This window comes from Gottfriedia sp. ABJ_BB2_2 (assembly GCF_055484705.1).
Genome location: NZ_JBVFKR010000002.1, coordinates 320,422 through 347,187, shown reverse-complemented (window position 1 = coordinate 347,187; position 26,766 = coordinate 320,422). Strand labels below are relative to the sequence as shown.

25 protein-coding genes and 1 riboswitch are annotated in these 26,766 nt (G+C 32.8%); of the genes, 12 read left to right on the top strand and 13 right to left on the bottom strand.

Annotation, left to right across the window (positions count from 1 at the left end; all coding sequences use genetic code 11):
• From pstC to ACX6U0_RS06610, 3 genes are all read right to left on the bottom strand, one after another.
• Positions 1–921, bottom strand: a complete 921-nt coding sequence (pstC, locus tag ACX6U0_RS06620; protein WP_464959170.1) for a phosphate ABC transporter permease subunit PstC — start codon at positions 919–921, stop codon at positions 1–3.
• A 68-nt stretch (positions 922–989) separates the two neighbouring features.
• Positions 990–1,865, bottom strand: a complete 876-nt coding sequence (locus ACX6U0_RS06615) for a phosphate ABC transporter substrate-binding protein (protein WP_464959169.1) — start codon at positions 1,863–1,865, stop codon at positions 990–992.
• 20 nt (positions 1,866–1,885) lie between these two features.
• A complete protein-coding gene (locus tag ACX6U0_RS06610; protein ID WP_464959168.1) occupies positions 1,886–3,322 on the bottom strand; it encodes a hypothetical protein in 1,437 nt (478 codons plus the stop codon).
• 253 nt (positions 3,323–3,575) lie between these two features.
• Between ACX6U0_RS06610 and aceB the strand changes: the two genes are divergently transcribed.
• The 5 genes from aceB (at position 3,576) to ACX6U0_RS06585 (ending at position 8,937) form a co-directional block, all read left to right on the top strand.
• Positions 3,576–5,162, top strand: coding sequence for a malate synthase A (aceB, locus tag ACX6U0_RS06605; RefSeq protein WP_464959167.1), 1,587 nt, complete (start codon positions 3,576–3,578; stop codon positions 5,160–5,162).
• 19 nt (positions 5,163–5,181) lie between these two features.
• Positions 5,182–6,471 carry an isocitrate lyase gene (aceA, locus tag ACX6U0_RS06600; RefSeq protein ID WP_464959166.1) on the top strand — a complete coding sequence of 430 codons (1,290 nt, stop codon included), beginning with the start codon at positions 5,182–5,184 and terminating at the stop codon, positions 6,469–6,471.
• 244 nt (positions 6,472–6,715) lie between these two features.
• On the top strand, positions 6,716–7,291 hold the full coding sequence (locus ACX6U0_RS06595; protein ID WP_087999935.1) for a competence protein ComK: 576 nt from the start codon (positions 6,716–6,718) through the stop codon (positions 7,289–7,291).
• Between the two features lie 304 nt (positions 7,292–7,595).
• The gene (locus ACX6U0_RS06590) at positions 7,596–8,141 is read left to right on the top strand and encodes a GNAT family N-acetyltransferase (RefSeq protein WP_464959165.1); all 546 of its coding nucleotides are present in this window, start codon (positions 7,596–7,598) and stop codon (positions 8,139–8,141) included.
• 199 nt (positions 8,142–8,340) lie between these two features.
• Positions 8,341–8,937, top strand: coding sequence for a GNAT family N-acetyltransferase (locus ACX6U0_RS06585; protein WP_464959164.1), 597 nt, complete (start codon positions 8,341–8,343; stop codon positions 8,935–8,937).
• 193 nt (positions 8,938–9,130) lie between these two features.
• Here ACX6U0_RS06585 and ACX6U0_RS06580 read toward each other — a convergent pair whose 3' ends face one another.
• On the bottom strand, positions 9,131–9,727 hold the full coding sequence (locus ACX6U0_RS06580) for a hypothetical protein (protein WP_464959163.1): 597 nt from the start codon (positions 9,725–9,727) through the stop codon (positions 9,131–9,133).
• 19 nt (positions 9,728–9,746) lie between these two features.
• Positions 9,747–9,832: riboswitch (cyclic di-GMP riboswitch) on the bottom strand.
• 656 nt (positions 9,833–10,488) lie between these two features.
• On the opposite strand from ACX6U0_RS06580, the gene ACX6U0_RS06575 reads away from it, so the two are divergent.
• The 4 genes from ACX6U0_RS06575 (at position 10,489) to addA (ending at position 18,987) form a co-directional block, all read left to right on the top strand.
• Positions 10,489–11,130 (top strand): TVP38/TMEM64 family protein, encoded by a 642-nt coding sequence (locus ACX6U0_RS06575; protein ID WP_464959162.1) that lies wholly within the window; start codon positions 10,489–10,491, stop codon positions 11,128–11,130.
• 31 nt (positions 11,131–11,161) lie between these two features.
• Entirely contained in the window at positions 11,162–11,713 is a 552-nt protein-coding gene (lepB, locus tag ACX6U0_RS06570) for a signal peptidase I (protein WP_464959161.1), read from the top strand.
• A gap of 64 nt (positions 11,714–11,777) precedes the next feature.
• Complete coding sequence (gene addB / locus ACX6U0_RS06565; protein ID WP_464959160.1) at positions 11,778–15,281, top strand: helicase-exonuclease AddAB subunit AddB; 3,504 nt, start codon at positions 11,778–11,780, stop codon at positions 15,279–15,281.
• A complete protein-coding gene (addA, locus tag ACX6U0_RS06560; protein WP_464959159.1) occupies positions 15,274–18,987 on the top strand; it encodes a helicase-exonuclease AddAB subunit AddA in 3,714 nt (1,237 codons plus the stop codon). The genes addB and addA overlap by 8 nt, the downstream gene beginning before the upstream one ends.
• Positions 18,988–19,109: 122 nt before the next feature.
• On the opposite strand, the gene ACX6U0_RS06555 is transcribed toward addA, so the two are convergent.
• The 7 genes from ACX6U0_RS06555 to ACX6U0_RS06525 all read right to left on the bottom strand — a co-directional run bounded on the left by ACX6U0_RS06555 (position 19,110) and on the right by ACX6U0_RS06525 (position 21,312).
• Entirely contained in the window at positions 19,110–19,325 is a 216-nt protein-coding gene (locus ACX6U0_RS06555) for a spore germination protein (protein WP_087999945.1), read from the bottom strand.
• A 1-nt stretch (position 19,326) separates the two neighbouring features.
• Complete coding sequence (locus tag ACX6U0_RS06550; protein ID WP_464959158.1) at positions 19,327–19,746, bottom strand: spore germination protein GerPE; 420 nt, start codon at positions 19,744–19,746, stop codon at positions 19,327–19,329.
• Positions 19,746–19,922: a spore gernimation protein GerPD gene (locus ACX6U0_RS06545; protein ID WP_087999947.1), complete on the bottom strand. Its 177-nt coding sequence runs from the start codon at positions 19,920–19,922 to the stop codon at positions 19,746–19,748. The genes ACX6U0_RS06550 and ACX6U0_RS06545 overlap by 1 nt, the downstream gene beginning before the upstream one ends.
• Before the next feature lie 3 nt (positions 19,923–19,925).
• Positions 19,926–20,531, bottom strand: coding sequence for a spore germination protein GerPC (gene gerPC, locus ACX6U0_RS06540; RefSeq protein WP_464959157.1), 606 nt, complete (start codon positions 20,529–20,531; stop codon positions 19,926–19,928).
• A gap of 36 nt (positions 20,532–20,567) precedes the next feature.
• Positions 20,568–20,765: a spore germination protein GerPB gene (locus tag ACX6U0_RS06535; protein WP_087999949.1), complete on the bottom strand. Its 198-nt coding sequence runs from the start codon at positions 20,763–20,765 to the stop codon at positions 20,568–20,570.
• Positions 20,766–20,778: 13 nt separating this feature from the next.
• Positions 20,779–21,000, bottom strand: a complete 222-nt coding sequence (locus ACX6U0_RS06530) for a spore germination protein (RefSeq protein ID WP_087999950.1) — start codon at positions 20,998–21,000, stop codon at positions 20,779–20,781.
• A gap of 156 nt (positions 21,001–21,156) precedes the next feature.
• On the bottom strand, positions 21,157–21,312 hold the full coding sequence (locus ACX6U0_RS06525) for an aspartyl-phosphate phosphatase Spo0E family protein (RefSeq protein ID WP_464959156.1): 156 nt from the start codon (positions 21,310–21,312) through the stop codon (positions 21,157–21,159).
• 978 nt (positions 21,313–22,290) lie between these two features.
• On the opposite strand from ACX6U0_RS06525, the gene ACX6U0_RS06520 reads away from it, so the two are divergent.
• The gene (locus ACX6U0_RS06520; RefSeq protein WP_464959155.1) at positions 22,291–22,662 is read left to right on the top strand and encodes a DUF1516 family protein; all 372 of its coding nucleotides are present in this window, start codon (positions 22,291–22,293) and stop codon (positions 22,660–22,662) included.
• Between the two features lie 37 nt (positions 22,663–22,699).
• Here ACX6U0_RS06520 and ACX6U0_RS06515 read toward each other — a convergent pair whose 3' ends face one another.
• The gene (locus tag ACX6U0_RS06515) at positions 22,700–23,263 is read right to left on the bottom strand and encodes a DUF2777 family protein (RefSeq protein ID WP_464959154.1); all 564 of its coding nucleotides are present in this window, start codon (positions 23,261–23,263) and stop codon (positions 22,700–22,702) included.
• Between the two features lie 462 nt (positions 23,264–23,725).
• Between ACX6U0_RS06515 and asnB the strand changes: the two genes are divergently transcribed.
• Together asnB and ACX6U0_RS06505 are read left to right on the top strand one after the other, a co-directional pair.
• Positions 23,726–25,573 (top strand): asparagine synthase (glutamine-hydrolyzing), encoded by a 1,848-nt coding sequence (gene asnB / locus ACX6U0_RS06510; protein WP_464959153.1) that lies wholly within the window; start codon positions 23,726–23,728, stop codon positions 25,571–25,573.
• A gap of 155 nt (positions 25,574–25,728) precedes the next feature.
• Positions 25,729–26,343 carry a class I SAM-dependent methyltransferase gene (locus ACX6U0_RS06505; RefSeq protein WP_464959152.1) on the top strand — a complete coding sequence of 205 codons (615 nt, stop codon included), beginning with the start codon at positions 25,729–25,731 and terminating at the stop codon, positions 26,341–26,343.
• Positions 26,344–26,393: 50 nt separating this feature from the next.
• On the opposite strand, the gene ACX6U0_RS06500 is transcribed toward ACX6U0_RS06505, so the two are convergent.
• Positions 26,394–26,756 carry a P-II family nitrogen regulator gene (locus ACX6U0_RS06500; RefSeq protein WP_464959151.1) on the bottom strand — a complete coding sequence of 121 codons (363 nt, stop codon included), beginning with the start codon at positions 26,754–26,756 and terminating at the stop codon, positions 26,394–26,396.
• Between the last annotated feature and the right edge of the window lie 10 nt (positions 26,757–26,766).

Genomic DNA, 26,766 nt, shown 5'->3' with positions numbered 1-26,766 from the left:
TCATGCTCCTTTTTTACGTAAGTTACGGATGATTATAATTAATAATAGTGAAATACATAGTAAAATAAATGCCATCATATACAATGCGTAATTCCAAGTAGAGTCATAGGATACATTTAAAATTTCCATTACGATATTACTTGTGAGTACAGATGTTGGCATTGTTAAAGATTTTGCTATTTGGGCAGTGTTTCCAATTACCATAACGACAGCCATTGTTTCACCGATTGCTCTTGCCATTCCAAGAATAATTGCAGTTGTAACGCCAGAACTAGAAGCAGGAATCAGAACTCTACGAATCATTTGAAAATGAGTACTTCCAAGGGCATAGCTTGCATCTTTTAATTCATTCGGAACGGCCATAAATGAATCTTCGGAAATTTTTACAACAGTTGGAATACACATCAAGGTTAGAACGAGTGAAGCGGCAAGTAAGCCACTGCCTAAGCCTGTCTGAAATGTGTCTCTGATGAATGGAATCAATAAAGTTAATCCGATATAACCATACACAATGGATGGAATCCCAACTAAAATATCTAATGATAATGCTAGAAAATTACGTAGCCATACTGGAGCAAATTGTGTATTAAAAATCGCAATACTTAATGAGATTGGAACCGTAAATAGTAAAGTCAATGCTGTTAAGCTCAATGTACCGATAATGAAAGAACCAGCACCAAAGTGGTTTTCATATGGTTCCCACTTAAATGATAAGAAAAATTCTTTAAATGAGACATCATGAAATACATGGATTCCGGTTTTTCCAATAAAATAAACAATTGTAAATAGTATGATACCTAAGATTAATGAACTACAAAAACAGGCTAATAGAAAAGAGCGATTAAAGATCGTAGATTGAAATGTAGTTTTCTTTTGTGTTTGTCTGAAAACTTGAGATATTTCAACTTGTGGGATAGCCATGAATGTCCTCCTTTTCAAAAAACAAACCCCACAAATAGGGGGCTTGTTTTTGCTTTCCTTTTAAATCATTATTTCATCTCATTAACAGGAATGAATTTTAAGCTTTTAAGCGATTTGTTTTGGAATTTGCTACTTTGCATAAATTTGATGAATTTCATATTTGCTTCTGAAACATTACTTTTTGTAATTAAATATCCGTATCCCCAAACAGGGTATTTTTTCGCTTTTACATTTTCAACAGTTGCCTTTACTCCGTTATAGCTTAATGCTTTTAACCCACTAGAAGGTGTGATGTAAGCTAAATCAATATAGCCGATTCCATAATCGTCTCCAGCAACTTTAGATTTCATTAATCCACTACTTGACACTTTTTCAACGTTTGATCCAGAATCCTTAATATCTTCACCTTTTAATGCCTTTTTCTCAAAGTTTACACGTGTACCTGAACCAATACTTCTTGTGTAAACATTTATTTTTTTATCAGGACCGCCAACTTGTTTCCAATTTGTAATTTTACCTGTGTAGATATCTTGTAGCTCCGAAGTTGAAAGATCATTTACAGGATTATTTTTACTTACAACAGCTGCAAATGGGATAACAGCAATTTTATAAGCTTTTAAATCAGAGAATGTAGGTAAACCTGTTACTTTTTCAGATGTTGCATCCCAGTCAGCAGCTCCAATCGTTGCTGAACCTTTTTTTACAGCCTGTGGACCAGCGATAGAAGAAGAACCAGATACAGAAATTTTAATTTTAGGATTTGATTTTTTAAATTCTTTAGATGCTTGGTTTGTTAAAGGAAGTAAAGCAGTAGAACCAGCAATAACGATTCGATTTTTATCAATTGCAGCTCCAACGTTTTCTTTTGTAAATGTATTACTTACACCAAATGCAAGAGCAGTAGTTAATACAGCGATAGATAGTTTTTTTGTCATCTTTTTCATGTTAATTTCCCCTTTATTATTTACTTAGTAATGTAAAGTACTTTTCCATTATTGACGAAGGCTGTTTTTTCTTCTCCATCATCACCATAAGTGAAGGCTAGCTTAGTTGTAGAAATGGCAGTAATTGTGTTGATTGTTTTATTTGTTTTAAAAATCGGTTTTAACAAGCCACTTTCTGTTAATTCAAAAACCTGATCCCCTGTTGAGAACGACTGTGCAAGTAAAACTTTTCCATCCATTGTTTTCGTTAATACATGAAATTGTTTTCCGTTAAATAGTGCCATCGTTTGGTTATTTAATGTGTTTTGAACAATCAGTTTTGTTAATGCATTTTCATCATCCGTATTTTGAGATAAATAACTAATGAAGCCACTTGGAAGAACCGTTGGATAAATTTTGTTATTATCAGGTGTATTTGTTAATTGCACAGCGGTTGCTGTAGCGACTGATGTATCAATTGACCATAGATCTTGGCTAGCAGTTGAATCATCAATAACTGTCGTTTCCCCTGTTTCAGGGTCAACTGTAGAAGTCGCTGTTTTCGTAACGGAATAAACAAATTTTAATGGTGCTTCTGAAGCAATCACTAAATCTGATTTATTTTCAACTTTGTCAGCTGCTAATGTTTTAAATTCACCTGAAGTTAAATCAAGTTGAGAGATTGTTGTATTTTTGTCCCCTTCAATAAAGAAAATCTTCTTAGAATCGAAAGACCAAATTAAACTAGTTTTTGGTTCTACATTTTTATCGAACTTTGATACTTTAAATGTTTTTAAATCAATTGTGTTAATGATTCCTTCATCATCAACGAAAACAGCACTATTACCATTTTTTGAAACAGTTAAATCTTGGTATGGTAATGTCTTTTCTATTTTCAATGAAGTTGGATTAAGAATATAAGATTGTAATGAATCTTCTGTATCACCAGTTACTAATAGCTTTCCATCTGCTATAAATTGTGTTTCATATGTATCAGCTTGGATTAGTTTTGTTGAACTGATATATAAGATAGAAGCATTTTCCGTTTTTAATACTTCTTTTCCAAAAATAGTAGCAAATATATTCGGATCAGCGAAAGGAACGCTTTTATGATTTACGATTGATAATTTGAATTTCTTATTGTTTAACAGAGTTGAATTTGTTTTGAAATTGAATAGTAAGCTTGTTTTTGTTTTACCGGAGACCGATTTATATTCAATGGAGTTTGTTTTCTTGTTGAGGTTAGATGTAATGTTTAAAGCCGCGCTTAATTCTTTTAATGAATATAATACTTTGCTACCTTGTTTAATCGTAGCAATGTTTTTTAATGAACCATCAACTGATACCTGTTTTTTTGCTGTTACATAATGTATTGATGATACTTTTGACGCAGCGTGTACAGAGTCATGAAGGTTAGGTATTACTTGGCTCGTTATGATTGTAGAAGCTACAACCAGAGCTGGAATTACTTTCTTCATTTTCTTTCCCCCTAGGAATTTAGTAATGTTTATTACAATGTTAATCCTACATTTGAAATGTTGAGGAAATATAAAGAAGTCAGAATGTTTTGTAAAAAACTGGTAAATAGTTTGTGAACATTCTTTTTTTCTGATTATTGTTGTCGAAAATTCTTTGGAAAAATTTTCTGAATTTAATATCCATTTCGAATCTTCTGTTATATAATAAATCAAGAAAGTAAAAACTGTTATATAACTGAAACGGAGGAAGTGTATGACTACTGAGCTATCGGGAATTAAAGTACTTGGTAATCAAGTAGAGAACTCAACTGACATTTTGACAAATGAAGCATTACGGTTTCTACAGGAGCTACATGATCAGTTTGAAAACCGTAGACAGCAACTACTTTTAAGTAGAAAAGAGAGAATGAATGTTTTACAAAATGGAGGAAAGCTTTCTTTTTTAGAGGAAACAAAGCATATTCGTGAAAGTGCCTGGACAATTGCTCCATTACCTTCAGATTTACAGGACAGAAGAGTAGAGATTACAGGTCCTGTTGATCGAAAAATGATTATTAACGCATTAAATTCAGATGCATTTGTTTTTATGGCTGATTTTGAAGATGCAACTTCTCCTACATGGGAAAATATCATTTCAGGTCAAGTTAATTTAAGAGACGCAGTGAACAGAACAATTTCACTTGAATCAAAGGGAAAAACCTATTCTTTAAAAGAGAAGCCTGCTGTACTAATTGTCAGACCAAGAGGATGGCATTTAGATGAAAAACATATCACTGTAAATGGTGTTTCAATGTCTGGTAGTTTAGTTGATTTTGGACTTTATTTTTTCCATAATGCAAAGCAGTCGATTGCAAATGGATCAGGACCATATTTCTATTTACCGAAAATGGAAAGCTACCTAGAAGCTCGACTTTGGAATGATGTATTTGTATTTGCTCAACATAAATTAAATATTCCACAAGGAACGATTAAAGCAACTGTATTAATTGAAACGATTGCCGCATCGTTTGAAATGGAAGAAATTTTATATGAATTAAAAGAACATTCAGCAGGATTTAATTGTGGTAGATGGGATTATATTTTTAGTTTTATTAAAATGATGCGTTATGACAAAACTATGATTCTTCCAGACCGATCTGTTGTCACGATGGAAGTTCCATTTATGCGCGCTTATTCGCAAAAAGTAATCCAAACTTGCCATAAGAGAAATGCTCCTGCAATTGGTGGAATGGCTGCGCAAATTCCAATTAAAGATGATATAGAAAGAAACGAAATTGCATTTGAAAAAGTGAAACGTGATAAAGAACGTGAAGCAAGAGACGGACATGATGGAACTTGGGTAGCACATCCTGGTCTTGTGCCTGTCGCATTAGAACAATTTAACCGCTACATGCCTACACCAAATCAAATTCACCGTAAACGTGAGGATGTAAATGTAACTGAGGCTGATTTAATCGAGCTACCTAGTGGGGGAATTACTGAGCAAGGACTTCGCACGAATATAACTGTGGCCATTCAATATATTGAAGCTTGGTTAAGTGGTCGGGGTGCAGTGCCACTTTACAATTTAATGGAAGATGCTGCGACTGCAGAAATTTCACGTGCCCAGATTTGGCAATGGATTCGTCACGAAAAAGGTGTGTTAGAGGATGGTACAAACATAACGCTTGAATATGTTGATTTGTTAAAACATGAAGAAATGATGAAGCTAGAACTTGAGCTTGGCAAGGAACAATTTGAACAAAAACAATTTCAGAAAGCAATTGAATTATTTGATGATCTAATTAGTAATGATGAGTTCGCTGATTTTCTAACTTTAAAAGGATATGACTACCTATAAATCCAAGGAGGAAATGAAAATGACAAATAATCGTGAGAGACGTATTGTAGAATTACAAGAAAGCTGGGAATTTGACGCAAGATGGAATGGTATTACTCGTCCATATTCAGCAGCAGAAGTCATTAAATTAAGAGGTTCAATTGATATAGAGCATACTTTAGCAAGACGAGGCTCTGAAAAACTGTGGAAATTATTAAACGAAGAAAATTATGTAAACGCATTAGGTGCTTTAACTGGAAACCAAGCGATTCAACAAGTAAAAGCTGGCTTAAAAGCAATTTATTTAAGTGGTTGGCAAGTAGCTGCTGATGCAAATTTATCTGGTCAAATGTATCCTGACCAAAGTCTATATCCAGCGAACTCAGTTCCTGCGGTAGTAAAACGAATTAATCAAGCTTTCCAACGTGCTGATCAAATTCAATATGTTGAAGGTGGAGAAGAGTTAGATTACTTTGCACCGATTGTTGCTGATGCAGAAGCTGGCTTTGGTGGACAATTAAATGTATTCGAATTAATGAAAGGCATGATCGAAGCAGGGGCAGCAGGAGTGCATTTTGAAGACCAATTATCTTCAGAGAAAAAATGTGGCCATTTAGGCGGAAAAGTATTATTACCAACTCAAACTGCAATTCGCAATTTAATTTCTGCTAGATTAGCAGCTGATGTTATGGGGGTGCCTACAATAATTGTTGCACGTACTGATGCGGATGCAGCGGACTTAATTACGAGTGATATCGATCCTGTTGATCAACAGTTTATTACTGGAGACAGAACACCTGAAGGATTTTACCGAACGAAAGCTGGACTGGACCAAGCAATTGCACGAGGTTTAGCATATGCTCCATATGCGGACCTAATTTGGTGTGAAACGTCAGAACCAAATTTAGAAGATGCTAAACGATTTGCAGATGAAATTCATGCTCAATTCCCTGGTAAACTTTTAGCATACAATTGTTCTCCTTCATTTAACTGGAAAAAGAAATTAGATGATGAAACAATTGAAACGTTCCAACAGCAAATTGCTGAAATGGGTTACAAATTCCAATTCGTAACACTTGCTGGTTTCCATGCATTAAACTTCGGCATGTTTGAATTAGCTCGTAAATACAAAGAAAGAGGAATGGGTGCATATTCAGAATTACAACAAGCAGAGTTTGCTAGTGAACAATACGGTTACACTGCAACTCGTCACCAACGCGAAGTTGGTACTGGTTATTTTGATGAAGTTGCTCAAGTTATTACAGGCGGAACTTCTTCTACTACTGCGTTAAAAGGTTCTACTGAAGAGGAACAATTTACAGAAAAATAATAAGTAAAAAAAGCCACTTATATCAGCTTTAAGTTGAAATAAGTGGCTTTTTTGTTATTAAACTTTAGTAAACTTCGACAATATTGTTAAAGGTTTCACAAAAGAGTTTTTTGCCCTATGAATTATGATAATATACTCCTAGCAACCTAGTTTATACATAATTTCTACTTAATAATATTGTAATCTTGTATTTCATCGCATGAAGCACTGACTATTTTAATGAACAAAAAGGAGGAATCAAAGAATGAATCATGTGAAAGGTAAGGTAAAAGTATTAACTGAGTACGAAATTAATAAATCGACTATGGCAATCATACCAGAGTATACAGTTGATTTAGCAGTTGTTTCTAAAATTTATGAAACAGATGATAATTTCTATGTATTAATGAAACCGATCGAAATAATTGAAAGAAGCTGCGCTTATTTTGGCTCAAGCTACAAAGGGAGGCGTGAAGGAACCAAACAAATGATATCAATTACACACAAGCCACCAATTGCCATAAGTGCTATGAACCAAATTTTCTTTTTCCCCACTTCCTCATCACTAAAAATTGAATGCTCTTGGATTTCCTACAACCATGTCTCAAACTTCAAAGGTGGAAAGTACAATCGTTCAATTGTCCAATTTTTTAATGGAGTAGAAATACCTCTAGAAATATCCCGCGGGTCTTTTGAAAACCAATTATACAGAACAGCACACTTACGAGCCATCTATGAAGATCGTTTAAACCCTGAAAACATTCAACAAAAAACATACAAGCTAATCCCAGACAAAGAAATAACTTCTTACTTAAAGGGTGAAATGATTCACGAAAAATGATCTTAAATGAGAAAAGATTAAAAACTACTTTAAATAAAGTAGTTTTTTATTTTGGTACCAGACGATCACGAGAGAAAAATTATTTAAATATTAAATAGCAACACAGCAGTAAAAGATGAATTGTAAAGCACATAGTTCAAAATAAGGAAATGTTCGAAAGGAAGGAAGCTCTGTTAAAGTCGATAGCTGATTTTCCTTATATAATTTAATGACAGGTTAGTACAATAATATTTTAAGTGATTGAAGAAAGCTTTTGAAATACACTAATAGTAATTAATTGTAAAAATTATGGGGTGGAAACTTAATGAAAAATGGATTTACTGAAACTAATAGAATAAAGTTATTACCAATTTCACTAGAACATTCAAAAGAGTTATTTAATGTATATAGTGATGATTTAACTACTCAATATGTACCTAGAAAAAGACATGCTAAATTGATAGAAACTGAGGAATTAGTATTAAGATTTCTAGATTTAGTTCAAGAACAAAGAGGACTTGTCTATACTATTATCAATAAAGAAGAACAATCAATTATTGGGAATGCAGGTATCTATGGATTAGATTTAAAGAATAAAAAGGCTTTTTTAGGAGCTGTTATTCATAGTAATTATTGGAGCAAGGGTTTTGTAACAGAAACGCTTAAACAACTACTTGAAATTTGCTTTAGGGAGTTAAACCTAGTTAGAGTTGAAGGGAGTTGTGCTGAAGACAATATTGCTTCAGAAAAAATAATGAAGAAAATTGGAATGACCTTCGAAGGAACTTTAAGGTCAAATATGATTATTAATGGGAAAAGAACAAATTCAAAAGTTTATTCTATTTTAGATAATGAATTTCTATCGAACTAACGAGCGCGTTAGTTCTAAAACTTGAGTCACTAATGTTGCTCTTTTTTTTAGTAAATGGCAGTAAAGTGTAAAAAAAGAAAGTGCTATTTTCAGGAAACCAAGGAATAAAAATTCCCCCAATTTACTGAAAAATTAAAAAAAGGTACACTAAGAATATAGAATTCTTTAAGAATTAAATTGCAAATATAAAGGAGATTGTATGATTAATTACAAAGGGACGCCAATGATTGAAACAAAAAGACTTATTTTAAGGAAAATGGCAATGAATGATGCAAATAGAATGTTTGACGTCATATTCTCAGACCATCGCGTGATGGATAATTTAATCAAAGGACCACATAAAACTATTTCTGAAACAATCAGTCGACTGACTGAAATTACTAAGCAATACGAAAGCGATAAGTTTTGTTATTGGGGAATTGTCTTAAAGGATAGTAATGAATTAATCGGTACAATTGACCTTTATAATATCAATGAAGATACCGAAAATTGTGAGGTTGGATATGACATAGGCTTTAATTGGTGGAATCAGGGTTATGGAACAGAAGCATTGCAGGCTGTTGTTGAATTTGCATTCCGCTTAATGAATATTCATAAGATATCGGCAACACATGGTATCGATAACCCTGCATCAGGTAAAATTATGTTAAAAGTAGGGATGAAACGAGAAGGCATTATTAGACATATGATTCGAAAAAATAACCAATACAAGGATTGTGGAATCTATGGCATTCTCCAACATGAGTACTTACAACAGAATTTGTCTAATTCAACACAAATATTGAACGAAATATAATTAAGGACTTTCCTCAAAATTCCTGTTTTTAGGTGATAACAGTTTAATTACCTATTGATGATTTCTTATAGAACTAATGCTAGATTTTGTTGAAGATTAAGAGCTGCTTAATTGCGGCTTTTCAAAAGAAAGCCAACATTCCATGAATGCTGGCTTCTAAAGTCAAACTTGCTTTGTATCTAATATTACTTGTTCATGTAGTTGGTTGTGTTGGTTCAATCGTCGGTTCAGTTGGCTCACTTGGTTCTGTTGGCTGAGTTTCTTCATCTGTAGTTGTTTTTGGACTTGAAGCCTCTTCTGTTAACGTTTTAATTCGTATAATTTCATCCGCTGCCAATTTCTGAAGTTCTTTTGACTTAAGGTCTAGAGCTTCCAATTCCGCAGAAATTGATTTGTATTTTTTCTTATCTCCAGCAAGCTGTTTGTCAAATGCACGTAACTTATTAATTTCCGCATTAAGTTTTCCTTTATAGCTATTGTAAAGGGATGAAGCACTCTTCTTACTTAATTCTTTATCTGTAGTACCATCCTCATTTACACCGAAATAAGCATTTATCGACTTTGTAATTTTATTTATAGTAGCTTCTGAAGTTTTTAAACGCTTTTCGAGGTTTTTTCCCACATTTGATTTAATAACAACTTTTTTCTTTTGTTGCTCATGGTCTTTAGCAGGTTTTTCTTTTGATTTACCGCCTTCTGACCCCTTTGCACTTGCAATAGACATTGAACCGAAAATCAATGTTACAGCAAATAAACTGCTCATTACTTTTGAAATCCACTTAATTTTCATTACCTTTCCTCCTCTTGGTAACGGTAGCTGGCTGGCATAGATTAATCATCCTTAGCCCCGATAGCTTTGTGAGATCAGATTTCCCTGATTGTACCTTTTTAATTGTATTGCTTATTAATCTATCGGATAAAAAATATAAAAAGTTAAGTTGAAAATTACAATCTAACACCAATTGACCTAAGACATATTTATACTAATTTACTTGGCTTAAGGAAATTCTAAAGACTGCCTAAATGAGACAGTCTTTTTCAGTTCGAAAATTAACATATTCATTTAACAAAACCTAATAATAGAACAAATATCAACACAGCATTATACGAAAGGTCGAAAAACACATTTAAAAAAAGATAAGATTGAAACTAAAAGGAAGCTCGACTCCTTTGGGAGATGTAGGAAGGGTGAGACCCCGGAGAATAAAAGGAAGGCATGCTAAAACCACGACGTCCTGTCGTAACGCATGCATGGCCCACATCCTGTGTGCCTAGGCTCACCTCCTACCCCATGGAAAGCGAGCATCCTGCAGTGGAAATCAAGAGATTCTTATATCATTAGAAAAGAAGTAGTCACAAAATAATTTAGCAACATATATGTAATATTTACCAACGAAAAAAGTAAATAATAAACTGTTAAAGTTATATAAAAATATTTCTACAAAAATAAGCCTCATAATGATTTATTATTATTGAATAAATAGTTATATGTGATAATGTTAACAGTAAGGATACAATTTTGAAAAATGGCTTAAGGAGATTCACATTTAAATGAACGTTTATGATATAAAGTCTTTTTTTACAGAAGAACACTTTCTACATCTTATCGAACAATATAAAGACTATGGACCATTAATTGGAATATCAATCCCTTTCATAGAAGCAATATTTCCAATTCTACCTTTGGTCGTTTTTGTTTTTGCAAATGCCGCCGCTTTTGGACCACTAGTAGGATTTTTATATTCATGGATAGGATCTTGCTTAGGTTCAATTTTATTATTTTATATTGTTAGAAAACTTGGACAGAAACGATTTTTTTCATTTATAAATAAACATAAAAAAGTTAAATCATCAATTGGATGGATTGAAAAAAGAGGCTTTGGACCAATCTTCATTATGTTTGCCTTTCCATTTTCACCTTCATTTTTGATTAATATTGTAGCAGGTTTATCAAGAATGAATATATCTCAATTTCTAATCGCTTTAGTATTAGGTAAATTTACAATGATTGCCATGATAAGTTATTTAGGAAAAGATTTAACTTCAGTGTTTGACAATCCAATTAAAGCATTGTACATAGGTATTTTTATTTTTGCATTATGGGTCGTTGGAAAAGTGATTGAGAAACGCATGAACATCCACGAAAAATCAACTGAGAATAAAGGTATGCCTCAACCGTCTGACGAGCAATAATTTTATTATTTCTCTAAGGGAGCGAGCTACTATGTTAAAAAAACAAGTTTTTGACTGGGGTAAAGCGATAATTTTAGGAGTTGCAATTGCCTTTATTGTACGTACTTTTTTATTTTCCACTTATGTAGTTGACGGAGAATCAATGATGCCGACGTTAAAGGATGGGAATTTACTAGTCATTAATAAGTTTGGTTACCAACTAGGTGATATTAAACGTTTTGATGTAATCGTTTTTCATGCGAATGAAGAAGAGGATTATGTAAAACGTGTAATTGGCTTGCCTGGGGATTCGATTGAATATAAAAATGATTATCTTTATATCAATAATGAAAAAATGAAAGAACCTTATTTGAATGAGTATAAAAATGTCTTAAAAGGTGTTCCGTTTACTGGTGATTTTAATTTAAATGAAATTACAGGTAAAACAAAGGTTCCACCTGGATATGTGTTTGTTGAAGGAGATAATCGACCTAAAAGCTATGATAGTCGATTGTTTGGTTTTGTAAAAATTGATAAAATTGTGGGGAAAGTAGATTTACTTTATTGGCCACTTTCAAATATGGATACGAACTTTAACAAATAAGCTCCTTAGGGGGCTTTTCTTTATAAGTAAAAATGAAAATAAATTGAAGGAGGTTACCTAAGATATGGCATTTCAGTTTATTTTAGGCCGAACAGGTAGTGGGAAGACACATACAATTTTAAATGAAATGACTGAAAGAATGAAAAGTGAACAAAGAAATATGATTTTAATTGTTCCTGATCAAATGACGTTTCAGATGGAATATGAGCTTGTTAAAAAACAAGAAAAGAAAGCATTATTAAATTCACAAGTATTTAGTTTTACGCGTTTAGCTTGGAAGATTTTACAAGAAACTGGTGGGATTAGTCGTATACATATTGGTGAAATAGGGATCTCAATGATACTCCGTAAAATCATTGAGGAACGAAAAGAAGAATTGAAAATTTTTCATCATGTAGCTGATCAGCAAGGCTTTTACAAAGAACTATCTTCATTAATCGCAGAGTTTAAAGGTTTTCAAGTTTCATCGGAGGATTTAGTTACTGCCATTGGAAGAATGGAAAATGAATCTTCAAATGACAAAACATTTATTCAACAAAAAATTAATGATGTTCAAATCGTGTATGAAGCATTTTCTAATTATATGAAAGATAAATACCTTGATTCTGAAGATTATTTAAATCTACTAATTCAAGAAATTCCAAAGAGTAATTACGTAAAAGATAGCATCATTTATATAGATGGTTATTATGATTTAGCACCTCAAGAGAGAACTGTAGTGGAAACGTTAATGAATCATTGTTTTGATGTGAAATTTGCATTGACGATTGACCGTCCATATGATGATATCTTACCTAATCAATTAGATTTATTTCATAAACCAGCTATTTTGTATCAGCAAATGAAACAAAGTGCTTTAATTAGTCAGCAAACAATCGAGGCACCAGTCATCTGTCATCATAATCTAAGAAGTAAAACGAAAGCATTACTTCATCTTGAGGAACATTTTGATAGTAGACCAATTAAAGCATCTTTTGAAACAGATGGAATCGAAATAATATCTGCAACAAATAGAAGAGCAGAAGTACAAGCAATTGCCAGAGATATCATCAAAAAAGTACGTGATGAAGGCTATCGATATAAAGATATAGCCGTTTTTTTAAGAAATGGTGAATCATATTCGCATCTACTATCAACTATTTTCCATACTTATCAAATTCCTATTTTTATTGAAGAAAAACGTTCGATGATCACGCATCCTCTATTTACTTTACTTCAGTCAACATTTGATATTATTCAAAAAAATTGGCGTTACGAAGCAGTATTTAATGCTTATAAAACGGAGTTAATCTATCCTTATGAAAGTAACTCAAGCAAAAATAGAGAGAGACTGGATTTATTTGAAAACTATTGTATTGCTTATGGGAAACAAGGTAAAAAGTGGACAATAGATGAAAGATGGCAATATCGAAAATATCGTTCCACGGATGGAATAAACAAAGGTGTAACGAATGAAGAATTAGAATTCGAACAACTAATTAATGAAGAGCGTGATTTATTAGTAAAGCCAATTCTAACATTCCAAAGTGAATTAAAGAAAGCAAGTAATGTAAAAGAAATGTGCGTAGCTTTATTTCAGTATGTCGAGTCATTAGAAATTTCTCGTAAGCTCCAACGATTAAAGGATGAAGCAGAAAATCGTTCAAACTTAATTGAAAGTAAAGATCATGAGCAGGTATGGAAAGGTTTCATCCAACTATTAGATGAATGTGTTGAGTTAATCGGAAACGAAAAACTCTCTAGGAAAACATTTTTTGAAATTCTACAGACAGGATTTATCTCACTTCAGTTTGCAAACGTACCAGCTTCGTTAGATCAAGTAAATATTGCTAATTTTGATCATTCTCGATTACAGCACGTGAAATGCGCATATTTAATTGGAATTAATGAGGGCATTATTCCGAGAAAAGTAAGTGAAGATGGATTATTAGGGGACGTAGCTAGAGAGTATTTACAATCTTTTGGTGTTGAAGTTGCACCAACTAGTAAGCAACAGCTATTCGTAGAGAACTTTAATATATATGTTGGATTGAATCGGGCAAGTCATAAGCTAATTATCACCTATCCACTAACAAGTGACGATGGAAAAGTTCTTGCGCCATCAAGTATTGTACAAAGAATCAAATCACTTTTCCCAACTATACGCACACGTTTTGAGAGTGGCGAGTTATCATTCATCTCAGCAGAAGAACAGATTGCATTTATCACGAACACTGAAACTGCAATCTCGAATTTGGTGTCACAAATCCAAAGCTGGTCAACCAATTTGTTTGAAAAGGATATGGATTTATGGTGGTCACTTTATAATTTACTCAGAGATCAAAATGAAGTGAAAGAGAATCTTTATAAAGTATTAAACAGTGTTATATATAGTAATGTTGCTCCTGATCTTGGAGAAGAATTAAGCACAGAATTATACGGTGAAGAATTAAAAGGTTCTGTTTCACGAATCGAATTGTTTCATCAATGCGCGTATGCTCATTTTGCTCGTTATGGTTTACAGCTTCAAGATCGTGAAGTATATAAATTCGAAGCATTTGATATGGGTCAGTTATTTCATAGTGCCTTAACAATAATTGGTGAGAATTTACTAAAAGAGGGGAAAAGCTGGAGCAATTTAACTAATGCTGAATGTGATGAGCTAGCAGCAAAAGTTGTAGACGAAATATCTCCTAAATTCCAACGCGAGATTTTATTAAGTTCAAATCGATATTTGTTCTTAAAAAGAAAGATGAAGGATGTTATTTCAAAGGTGTCTTCCATTTTGAGCCAACAAGAAGGTGCGGGTCAATTTATTCCGATAGCACTGGAAGTTCCTTTTGGTACAGGAAAGCAACTAAACTCATATGAACTGCCTATAGATCAAAAGAAAAAGATGGTATTAAATGGGCGAATTGACAGGATTGATAGAGCATCTAGTGAAAAAGGTGATTATTTACGAATACTAGATTATAAATCCACTAGTAAAGAGTTAAAGCTATCTGATGTTTATTATGGATTAGCTCTACAGTTGCTCACATATCTAGATATTGCTGTTGCCAATTCAACAAATTTACTTGGCAGACCGGCAGATCCTGCAGGTATCTTATATTTCCATGTCCAAAATCCAATAGTAGATGTAGGAAATAAGCATGATATAGAAGAAATTCAAACAGAAATATTTAAAAAGTTTAAAATGAACGGTTTATTACTGGCAAATAGAGATAGTAATGTTTTAATGGATGAAGTCTTATTGGAAGATGGGGGCTCTTCGAATATTGTTCCTGTTTCAATTAAAAAAAGTGGAGAATATACAGCGAATAGTAAAACTGTCAATCTAGAACAATATCCGATGATGACAACTTATATTAAGCAAAAGTTTACACAAGCTGGGGAACAAATATTTAAAGGTTACGTTGAAGCAAACCCTTATCAGCAAAAAGATAAAATTCCTTGTACTTATTGCTCTTTTCAATCAGTATGTCAGTTTGATCAAAATGTAAAAGGCAATGAATACCGTGTTTTACCTCCTTTAAAAGATGATGATGCATTACAAAAAATGATAGAGGCGGTGAAAGTCGATGAGTAAGGAAGAGACTAAAACGGTAAAGACAAAATGGACAACTGATCAACAAAAAGCTATTGATAAGGAAGGCTCTGATATACTTGTGGCGGCCGCTGCAGGCTCTGGTAAGACTGCCGTGCTTGTTGAACGAATGATTCAAAAAATAATACGAGACGAAAATCCGATTAATGTTGATGAGTTGCTCGTTGTAACATTCACAAAGGCAAGTGCACAAGAGATGAAAGAAAGAATTGGTATCGCATTAGATAAACAGTTGGAACTAAATCCAAGTTCTGATCATTTGCGAAAACAATCTTCATTATTAAATAAGGCTTCCATCTCGACAATCCACTCATTTTGTACGGAAGTAATTCGATCTAATTATTACTTATTAGAATTAGATCCTAATTTCAGAACAGCTGAAGAAATAGAAATTAAACTTTTAATGGATGAAGTATTAGAAGAATTATTAGAAGCGGAATATAGTAATGAAGCAAATGAGCATTTTTTTGATTTCGTTGATCGATATACGAGTGATCGAGATGATTCAGATTTACCATCATTGATTTTAAAACTGTATAGGCATGCTATTTCTAATCCAAATCCTAATGAATTCTTACAGTCCTTTGTGAATCAATATGATGTAATAGGTAAGGAAATTGATGAAATTCCTTTTATAAAGGATTTAAAGAAATATATTCAAGATGATATAACGACTTGTATAAATGGTTATAAACAGGCAATTGAATTAATAAATAGCCCAGATGGACCAGAAAAATATGCGGAGTTATTCACACAAGAATATTTTGCTTTAGAAACATTATTTCATGCGAGTGAATTATCATGGGAAGAAATTCAAAAAGGACTTCAAAACATTTCGTTTAATCGACTTCCAACGATAAAGAAAACTGAAGGTGATCAGCGGAAGAAGGAGCTAGTAAAATCCTTCCGAGATCAGGCGAAAGCTACTATTGATGATGTAAAGAACAAATATTTTAGTCGAAGTATTGAGGTTCACTTAAAACAAATACATGAGCTTAAGCCATTGTGTGAGAAGCTAATTTCACTTGTTGAGCAATTTATACACTTATTTAAACAAGCTAAGTTAGAAAATGGAATTCTTGATTTCAATGATTTAGAGCATTATGCTTTAGAGATTTTAATGGAGAAAAACGAAAATCATGAATTGATCCCATCTTCTGTTGCAAAGGTTTATCAAGAAAAGTTTACTGAGGTTTTAGTAGATGAGTACCAAGATACAAACTATGTTCAAGAATCGATTTTAAGACTGATTACTAGAGGGATTGGTGCTTCAGGTAATCTATTTATGGTTGGTGATGTGAAACAATCAATTTATCGATTCCGTTTAGCAGAGCCGCAATTGTTCATATCAAAATATAATACTTTTGAAAAAGAACAAAATGGACATACAGGCTTGCGTATCGATTTATCTAAAAATTTCAGAAGTAGAGCAGAAGTGCTAGATGCGACTAATTATATTTTTAAACAAATCATGGGCAGAGAACTTGGTGGCATTGAGTATGATGAAGATGCAATGTTAAAGCTAGGTGCAACTTATCCTGAATACTCAGACTGTACTTCAGAATTAGTTTTATTAACGAAAGAGAATGAAGATACCCCACAAGAAAATGAAACGATTGTAGAAGAAAAGCTAGAACGTATTGAAGCTAGATATGTTGCAAATCGAATGAAAGAATTGGTGGAAAGTAACTATTTAGTGACGGATAAATCAGGTGTTATGAGACCAGTTAAATATAGTGATATGGCAATATTAGGTCGCTCATTGTCAAATGCTGATTTATATATTGAAGAATGTAAGGCACTGGGAATCCCGCTATATGCAGAAAAATCACGTGACTTATTTGAAACAATCGAAGTATCTGTGTTTATTAATTTATTAAAAATTATCGATAACACAATTCAAGATATTCCTTTAGCATCTGTATTACGTTCTCCAATAGTAGGGTTAACAGAGCGTGACTTAACGAAGATTCGACTGAATGGTAAAGGATCATTTTATGATGCATGTCATGCATTTCTCAATAATATCGAGAATATGAATCAACCATTGATGAATAAGTTAAACGATTTTTTCCAACAATTGACGAAATGGAAGCAATACGTAAAAAGAGAGTCACTTTCGATTTTTATTTGGAAGGTCTTAAAAGAATCTACCTATTTTGATTTTGTTGGTGGACTACCTGGTGGGAAGCAAAGACAAGCTAATTTAATCACTATATTTGACCGCGCTAAAGCTTTAGAAGAAACGAATTATAGAAGTTTATTTCAATTTTTACGTTTCTTAGATCGCATGAAGGATAGAGGCGAAGAACTAGGCGAAGTCCGTATGTTAAGTGAACAAGAAAATGTTGTACAAATGATGACGATTCATAAAAGTAAAGGTTTAGAGTTTCCTATTGTATTTGTTGTGAATACGTCTAAACAGTTTAACATGCAAGATCTATCTGCAAAATTCATACTTCAAAAAGAACTAGGACTTGGTATGAATTATGTTCATCCGGTTTATCGTACGACAAATAGTACATTGCTTAAGGAAACGATTAAGCGAAAAGAACGTGAAGAACTAATTTCAGAGGAATTACGTATTCTGTATGTTGCATTAACGCGTGCAAAAGAAAAGTTAATATTAGTCGGTAGAGTAAAAGATGTAGTGAAAACAATTGATCAGTGGCGAGAAATTGAAAATTATAAAGATTGGTTATTACCTTTAAATATTATTGGCGGAGCGAAATGTTATTTGGATTGGATTGGACCGTCCATTATACGTCATGATTCAAGTAATGCGATTCGTACCGAGGATGATTTGTGGAATACTACGAATGAGATTCAATTTTATCCATGTAGATGGAGCTATTCAATTGTAAATGCGTCAACGGTTCAAGCATTTGAAGAAGAAGAAGAAATTACTAACAAATTCACAGTATATCAAGCGATACAAAAACAAGAAGCGATTCTCGTACAAAGCGAACACTATAAAGAAATACTTGAAAGTAATTTAAACTGGAAGTATGGTTTCGAACAAGCTACTTTACACCGTCCAAAGCAATCAGTTACGGAGCTAAAAAGAAAAATGCAAGAAGAAGACCCGTATAATCAAACATATCGCTCATCTAAGAGCTTTCCTTTAGAGAGACCTAAATTCATGTCTGAGAAGAAGATGAATCAGGCTGAAAAAGGGACAGCAACTCATGCAGTCATGCAAAATATAGATTATCAGTTTGTATCTACTCTACATGAAATCCAGGAACAGATTGATCAAATGGTCTTAAAAGAGTTAATCACAAACGAGCAGGCTGCTGCAGTTAATAGCACTGAGATCTATCAGTTCTGTCAATCAAGACTAGGAATCATTGTCCAAAATGCAGCTCAAAAAATGCGAGAAGTTCCTTTTAGTTACGGTGTTTATACAGATGAAATCTATAAGGACTGGAAGGAAGAAAAAGAGATTGTCCTTGTTCAAGGGATTATAGATTTACTTTTAATTGATGGTGAAGAGGTTATATTAGTAGACTATAAGACGGATCGAACACAATCTTTTACAAGTACCGAAGAGTTGAAAACTGAGGCAATAAAACGATATGGTATTCAGTTAGATTTATATACAAGAGCAATTGAAGCGAGTATGGATAAAAAGGTAGCTTCTAAGTTTTTATATTTCTTTGATGGTGGACATATAATTGAATTATAAAATTTGAAATGAATAGGAAGACAAATGAAAAGGCAACTAATTAAATTGTTAATTAGTTGCCTTTTTATCATTGGATTAGTGGGACTTAGGTAGGCCCTACATCGTAATTCGAACGATTCAAACTAAAGAGTAGCAACATCGTTTTGATCAGCAATATCTGCATCAATCGTGTTAGTAGCACTTGCACCATTAAAAGTAGCAGGGATAAATCCAGTGTTACCCGAACCTGAACCGTTATAAGCTTTTGTAGCTGATTTTGGAGAGATATTATTTAAATCTCCCGTGTTTATATTTCCAGCATTTGTTTGGATAACGATTGCACCAAGAAATGTAGGCATGTTAATTCTCCTTTCTATGAAGTGGTGGGGCAGTTTGAGGATATTGATCAAATTGCCTAATTTGACGTACTCTTGACATCATTGTTGCACTATGAACAGATCCAACAACAGATACCCCAGATGTACTAATACCGTTAAAGGTTACTCTTTGTACTTGGATAGTCGGATTCAAATTTACACGATTTAATATAACTGGATAGACAGGTTCGTGGGTTGGTTTCTTTTTATAATAAGGAATCATTTCAAAAGGATCTTTTTCCATTTCAGTAAAATTTGCGGTTTGTTGTTGAACGGCAAGTGCGTTTGATTCAGCTGTAATGCTAAAAACATCACCAAATTGAAGTATGCTTGATGTGATGGCAGAATTCACTTCAAAACTTTCCACGGAAGCTAATCTAAAACGAGGATCTATCGTAAACATTAGCTAATTGATAAAGGAACAAATGGCCCAATAATTAAAGACTCTGGTGGTGTATCAAAAATTGAAGATAATGTAATGTTATGAGCATCTCCTATCAGAAATAAAGAAGAAGAAGAAACTGCTGCGAATTTAATTTCATCTACTTGTAAATTACAATTTGTTACATTTAAATTCATTCCTTACCCTCCCTTTTGAATATTATTTGGTAGGTTATTTAAGAAAGCAGTATAAGCATTTTTTATATCTTGTAGCATATGCAAAGTTATTTCTTCTGCATACTTCATTGGATTTTCATCAAAGTTAGGTCGATTTTTATAAAGGTCAATATAATATGGTAATCTGATATCCATTTGATTTCGGATATCATCAATCATCATTTGTCGGTAATAATCATCTACAGTACATCTTAACTCGGCCTCTAATTGATGAATTGTGGAAATCGCTTCTTTATCTAGATGATAATGAATTCGCTTCCCAATATAATCCTTTAATTCTTTTATTTGTTCATTTGATTTAATGGTAATTTGTTGATTTTCAACAGTAAGGTCCTCAAAACTAGGAGCTTGTAATGGATTTAAGCCGATACTTAATGTGCCATTTAAATTTTCTACTTTTAATTGATCGAATTTGTATTCAATCTTTTCAATTGTAGTTTCTGGACGATTAGCCAATTCTTCAACAGTTGCCTCAAGCTGTGCAACTCTACATTTGAGTTGATCAATTAATTGAGCTTGCTCAAATAGTAATTGTTCAATTTGGGCGTATCTAAGTTCTAATTGATTCATTTCATTCCCTCGCTTTCAATTTGCAGCAGGAATTAGTTAAGTCGCTTGAGAAGTCGCAATAATTTGGCCGTCCTCTGATAAAATCGGTGCGGGTTCAGTATATTCTCCAGTGTTATTCGTAACTGTCTTTGCGTTAATATTTCCTGAGGTACCTATTTGAAAAACAGATGAGTTAACAATTCCACCTGTTTTTAGTTGATTAATGATAATTGTTTGATGTATATAAATATTCATGAGACTCCCTCCTTTACATATTTCCAATCATTGGTTGATCAATTTGATCTTGATCGTAAACATTCGAAATACTCTTGTTATTATAAACGGTAACAGAATCACCAGTATTAAAGGAACCAGCACCAGCATATGTTTGTGCAGTACTCATAGGTTTAATGCTATATGCGTCTCCGACATTAACAACGGCACTACTTCCGATACTTACAATATTAATAACTCCAACATAAGCAGGCATGATTGTACACCCTTTGTTCTTTTTATGATTATGTATTATATGGCTAAATGACCCAAAACGTGATAATTGTGAAAGAAGTCCATCTGTTTCATATGTATAAATAGAAAAAAAAAAGCTAGTGCAATTAGAAATGAAATTCGTAATTGCAACTAGCTATTATGCTCTCTTTTTTGAAATTGTTGAGATTGATATCATATTCATGAGCTTGTCCAGTTCTTGGCTGCACGAGACAGTTCTCTTGTTAGTAAAGCCATATCGTCCCGCAAAGTAAACCATACGAGCGCGCTTTTTCTCTATAACATGAAGTAGCAATTTAGTCACCAACTTTGTTCAAGAATAGGGAATTGTGTCTATGTCTCACGATGTATGTAATGCTATTATACAAAATCATTTTCATATGAAAAGCGATTCGCTAAAAGAAGTGTAAATGTTACAAAAAACTACACTATACTACACTATTCAACTAGTTTCATCATCAGTTTAGTAGTAATCTAATAGAATTTGTAGTATAAAAGGAGCCTGTTGTCGAATGATTAAAAGGAGTAGTGCTTTATATGTATATTTCGACAGTAGATTACATTCCTATATTATTAATATTTAAAAATAATATAAATGCATCATAAGTCTTATTTTTAGCACTTGGTATTATAGGTATATTCTCATGTTAAATTAGTGTTTAAGCGATTTCATCTCGTTGAATTCTGACAAAAGGCAATTTAACCTAGTGTAGATTGTTTTTATCTAGTTATATTGATAGAGGAAACCCTTTAATGTAGACCTAGAAAAATAGGACAATCTCAAAAATAACTCATATTTTAATGGATAGTTAATTTATTTATTTTTTTAATTTTATAGTTTGTTATTTATAAAGAGGAACTTAAAGTAAATATACGGATCATTTCTAAAAGAAGATTATGGCTATTTGGATTTGATAGGATACAAACAGAAATTGATTAGAACAGAAGGTGCAAGACTCCGGTGGGAGATGCAGGAAGGCAAGGCTAAAGACCCCGCAGGATGTGGATCCATGCATTACGTTAGCACGTCGTGATTTAAGCATGCATATCATTTACTCAAGCATTCGTCTTACGGAAAGGGAGTATTCTGGAGTTATCATCAACGAACGAATTTTTAATAAAGCTATTGAATACGGATAAGGAATTTTAATCAAACGACAATTCATTTACATACTTGTTCATAAATCGTTCAAAAAGTATGGCTAGTAAATTTATCAATTTGCTAGAGAGTGTGATATGATATTTTAGAAACTGATTTTTGGGAGGAAACAAAATGGTTCACTTACATATTACTTCGTGGGTATTGGCGATTATTTTAGCCCTTTATGTAGGACATTGCTATAAGAATGGTCAAAATGTAAAAGTTGCACACATGATTTTACGATTAGTATACTTTGTTATTTTAGGTACAGGATTGTATATTTTCATCGATCTACCTAAAGACAACATGCCATCAGATTTAAAAATGCTTTACAATATTAAAATGGGACTTGGTATTATCATGCTTGGAGTATTTGAGTATTTCACAGTTTCTTCAAAGAAAAAACGTAAAATGCTTGTTCCAGTTACAATTTTTACAGTTCTTATTTTAGCTTTATTATATTTAGGTTTTAGATTACCACTTAATTTTGATTTCTTTGCTTAATACAAAAAAACTGTCACATTAATTTGTGACAGTTTTTTTATGATAATTGTGTTAATAAATAACGATTACCAGTTGCTTTTGTTAATTCAAACCGATGATTTTGTTCCTCAGGTGAAATTTTAAATTGATGATAGACTGAACAAACAAGTTCTTCATTGTCAAAAACGATAAAATTTACACCTTCAGTTGGGATGTTTTCTGGTTGGAATGAAAGGAAATTATGACAGTAAAGACAATCATATAATGAAAAACCATGGGTATTCAGTAAGTATGCTAAAGAAAAAAATGATTCATCACTTAAATTTTTTAATAGTGAATCAAAGCTATATAAAAGTTTCTTTTGAATTCGTAATACATCCCCGTTTTGTAATTTTTTCTTTTTAGAATGGAATATAAGATATGTTCCATCTTGAAATGAAGCTGGTGTCCACTCTTCATTAATAGAAACTTCAAAGTCCTTTTCGATTAGTTCATCGAGTATAAATGCTTCGTCAGTTTCATCATCAAAGAAGACCCACTCATCATTAATCTCTTCTATTGATCCAATTGTAAAAGCACGAGGTTGCTCTTTAAATAGTTGTGATCGGTGCTTATAATGCATTAAGTAACCTCCAGTTACGAACGTTCTGTATCATTACGTGAATTTGACAAATATTGATTTAATGGAAAATTAGTGATTTGGACATTAAGAATTAACATAAATATAGAAGGAGTATATAAATAAAATAATTTCCTTCGAACCATTTATTAACTTTCGAATATTGTTTTTTTATGGATTAATTTTCAATCAGAAATTGCCTGAAGTAGGCGTAATATCCTTCATAAGTTTTCAGCTGATTTTATGTTTTTAGGTACTTGATAAAATATAGCTGCTACTTTTTTCATTTATTGACATAACTTAACTATTTTATAACTATGCAAAAATTCAAAAAGCGTATGGACAAATAAGGATAGCTACACAATTTTTTTTATTAATAATTGCACGTATCAATATTGGTGTTAATAAGATATAGAATTAACTTTATTTTTCTAGGGAAAAAGCCCAGAAAGGAGAAAATAAATTATGTGCGGTATAACTGGGTGGGCAGATTTTCAGCAAAATTTATTAAATGTAAGTGCTACAGTAAAGAAAATGGCTGAAACATTATCCAAAAGAGGTCCCGATGATACAAATGTATGGACTTCGAATCATTGTAGTTTTGGTCATAAAAGATTAGTAGTTGTAGATCCAGAGGGTGGAAAGCAACCGATGAGAAAATCAAAGGTAAACTCCAATTATACTCTCTGTTATAATGGTGAACTTTACAATACCGAGGATATACGAAAAGAACTATTAAAACGTGGATATACATTTCAAGGGCATTCAGATACAGAGGTTTTACTTACTAGTTATATAGAATGGAAGGAAAGCTGTGTAGAACGATTTAATGGAATTTTTGCATTTGCTATATGGGATGAAGAGAAAGAAAGCTTATTTGTTGCCAGAGACCGGCTAGGTGTTAAACCTTTATTTTATAAAGAGGATTATAAACGATTATTATTTGCATCAGAAGTAAAATCGATCTTGGCCCATAAAGATGTAAAGGCAGAATTGACGGAAGAGGGATTGTCTGAAGTATTTGGATTGGGTCCATCTAGGACGCCTGGAAATGGTGTGTTTAATGGAATCAAAGAACTTCGTGGTGGGCACGCAATGACCTTCTCTCGCAACGGATTAAAAATATGGAAATATTGGGAAGTAGAAAGTAAAATCCATACAGATTCAATAGAAGAAACAGCAGAAAAGGTTCAATATCTTGTTAAAGATGCAATTGTGAGACAGTTAGTTTCTGATGTACCACTTTGTACGTTTTTATCTGGTGGCGTTGATTCTAGTACGATTACAGCGATCGCTGCAAACCATTATAAAAAAGAAGGTAAGGGTCAATTAACAACATATTCAATTGATTATGAAGAAAATGATAAATATTTTACTTCAAGCGTTTTTCAACCAAATTCAGATGCACCTTGGATTGAATTAATGTCAAAAACATTTAATACAAATCATCAAAGATGTGTCATTACAAATGAAGAGCTAGTACACTATTTAGAAGAGGCAACAGAATGTAGAGATTTACCAGGGATGGCGGATGTTGATTCATCATTATTATGGTTTTGTCAAAAGATTAAACAGAATTTTGTGGTAGGACTTTCAGGAGAGTGTGCCGATGAAATCTTTGGAGGATACCCTTGGTTTCATCGAGAAGACGACTTGAATAGACCGGCATTTCCTTGGATGAGGTCAACTGAATTACGCCAGAATCTGCTAAAGGATGAATGGAGTAAGAAGTTGAACTTAGCAGCATATGTTCAAGATCGATACGATGAAACAGTAAGAGAGACGCCGATTCTTGAAGGTGAGAGTCCGCTAGAGGCAAAAAGACGACAATTGTTTTACTTAAACAGACAATGGTTTATGGCACAATTATTAGATCGTAAAGACAGAATGAGTATGGGAGCAAGTCTGGAAGTTCGTGTACCGTTTGCGGATCATCGATTGGTAGAGTACGTTTGGAATATACCATGGGAAATTAAAATGTATGGTAATCGCGAAAAGGGAATTTTAAGAAAATCCCTAGAAGGATTATTACCAGATGATATATTGTACCGTAAAAAAAGTCCTTACCCTAAAACGCATAATCCAGTCTATACTAATTTAGTAGTGCAAAAGCTAAAAGAGAGTTTAAGTGATAAAGGTTCAGCACTTTATGAGTTTTTTGATAAAGAACAATTAAATAGTTTGGTTGAAAGTGAAGGTACTGCATTTAAAGTACCATGGTACGGTCAATTAATGTCCGGACCACAATTATTGGCTCATTTATACCAAATTCATGTTTGGTTTAAAAAGTACAATATTAATATTAAAGCTTAAAAGTAAGAGGTGAAATTTCACCTCTTTTTTTATTCATTTATTTGTTAAATAGCTATAGATAACAGTTGTTTAATAAAATATATTGGAGTAGCATGTAAGATGAAATTGTTAAAAATCTTCAGTTAGAATGATAAAGTTAATGTTGGAGGTGCCAGTTGAATAATTCGTGGAATCGTATAATTTATAAAGTTTGGTCTCCTATATATGATCGCATTTTTAATTCGGGGATATTTTTAGAAGCTAGAAAACGGGTGTTCGAAGGGGTTTCGTTAAAAGGAGGTCAGAAGATATTATTTGTTGGAGTTGGTACAGGAGCTGATTTAGAGCTAATCAATTTAGAAAATAATGAGGTCACAGCAATTGACTTATCCTTTGATATGTTGAAAAAGGCCAGCTTAAAGAACTCAAATTCTTCAATTGAATTTATACAAATGGATGCACAAAATTTACTTTTTAAAGACGAATCATTTGATACAATTATTGCTAGTTTAATATTATCTGTTGTTCCAAATCCTGAGCAATGTTCAAAAGAGATGGAGAGGGTTTTGAAGAAAGATGGAAGGATCATTATTTTTGATAAATTTGCACCGCAAGAAAAACAACTTCCCTTATCAAAAAAACTATTGAGACCTGTTGTTCGTATGTTAGGGACGGATATTGGTTTACATTTCGAGAGTTTATTTCAAAAATTTAATAATATACTTACGATTGAAAATGATGTTCCGGTTATGTTAAATGGTATGTATAGAAAAATAATGATTAGAAAGTGAATATGTACATAAAAAAACCTAGTCTTAGGAAATTGACTAGGTTTTTCTGATTAATAATCGTTTTGAAGGGCATCGCGACCTTCTTCGCCAGTACGGATTTTAATTGCATTTTCAATTGGGTAAATAAAAATTTTCCCATCACCTGGCTTCCCTGTTTTTAAAACTTTTTTAGCCGCATCAATCACAGATTGAACAGGGACATCGCATACAACGATTTCGACTTTGATTTTTTCATGCAAGTTAATCGTTCTTTTCGTGCCACGGTAAACTTCAGTGTAGCCTGATTGCATACCGCACCCCAATACATTAGTGACAGTCATGCCAGTAATCCCTACTTTTGCAAGGGCATCTTTTAATACATCAAATTTATCAGGTCTTGTAATGATTTCAATTTTCGTTAATTTTGCAGTCATGTTATTGCCT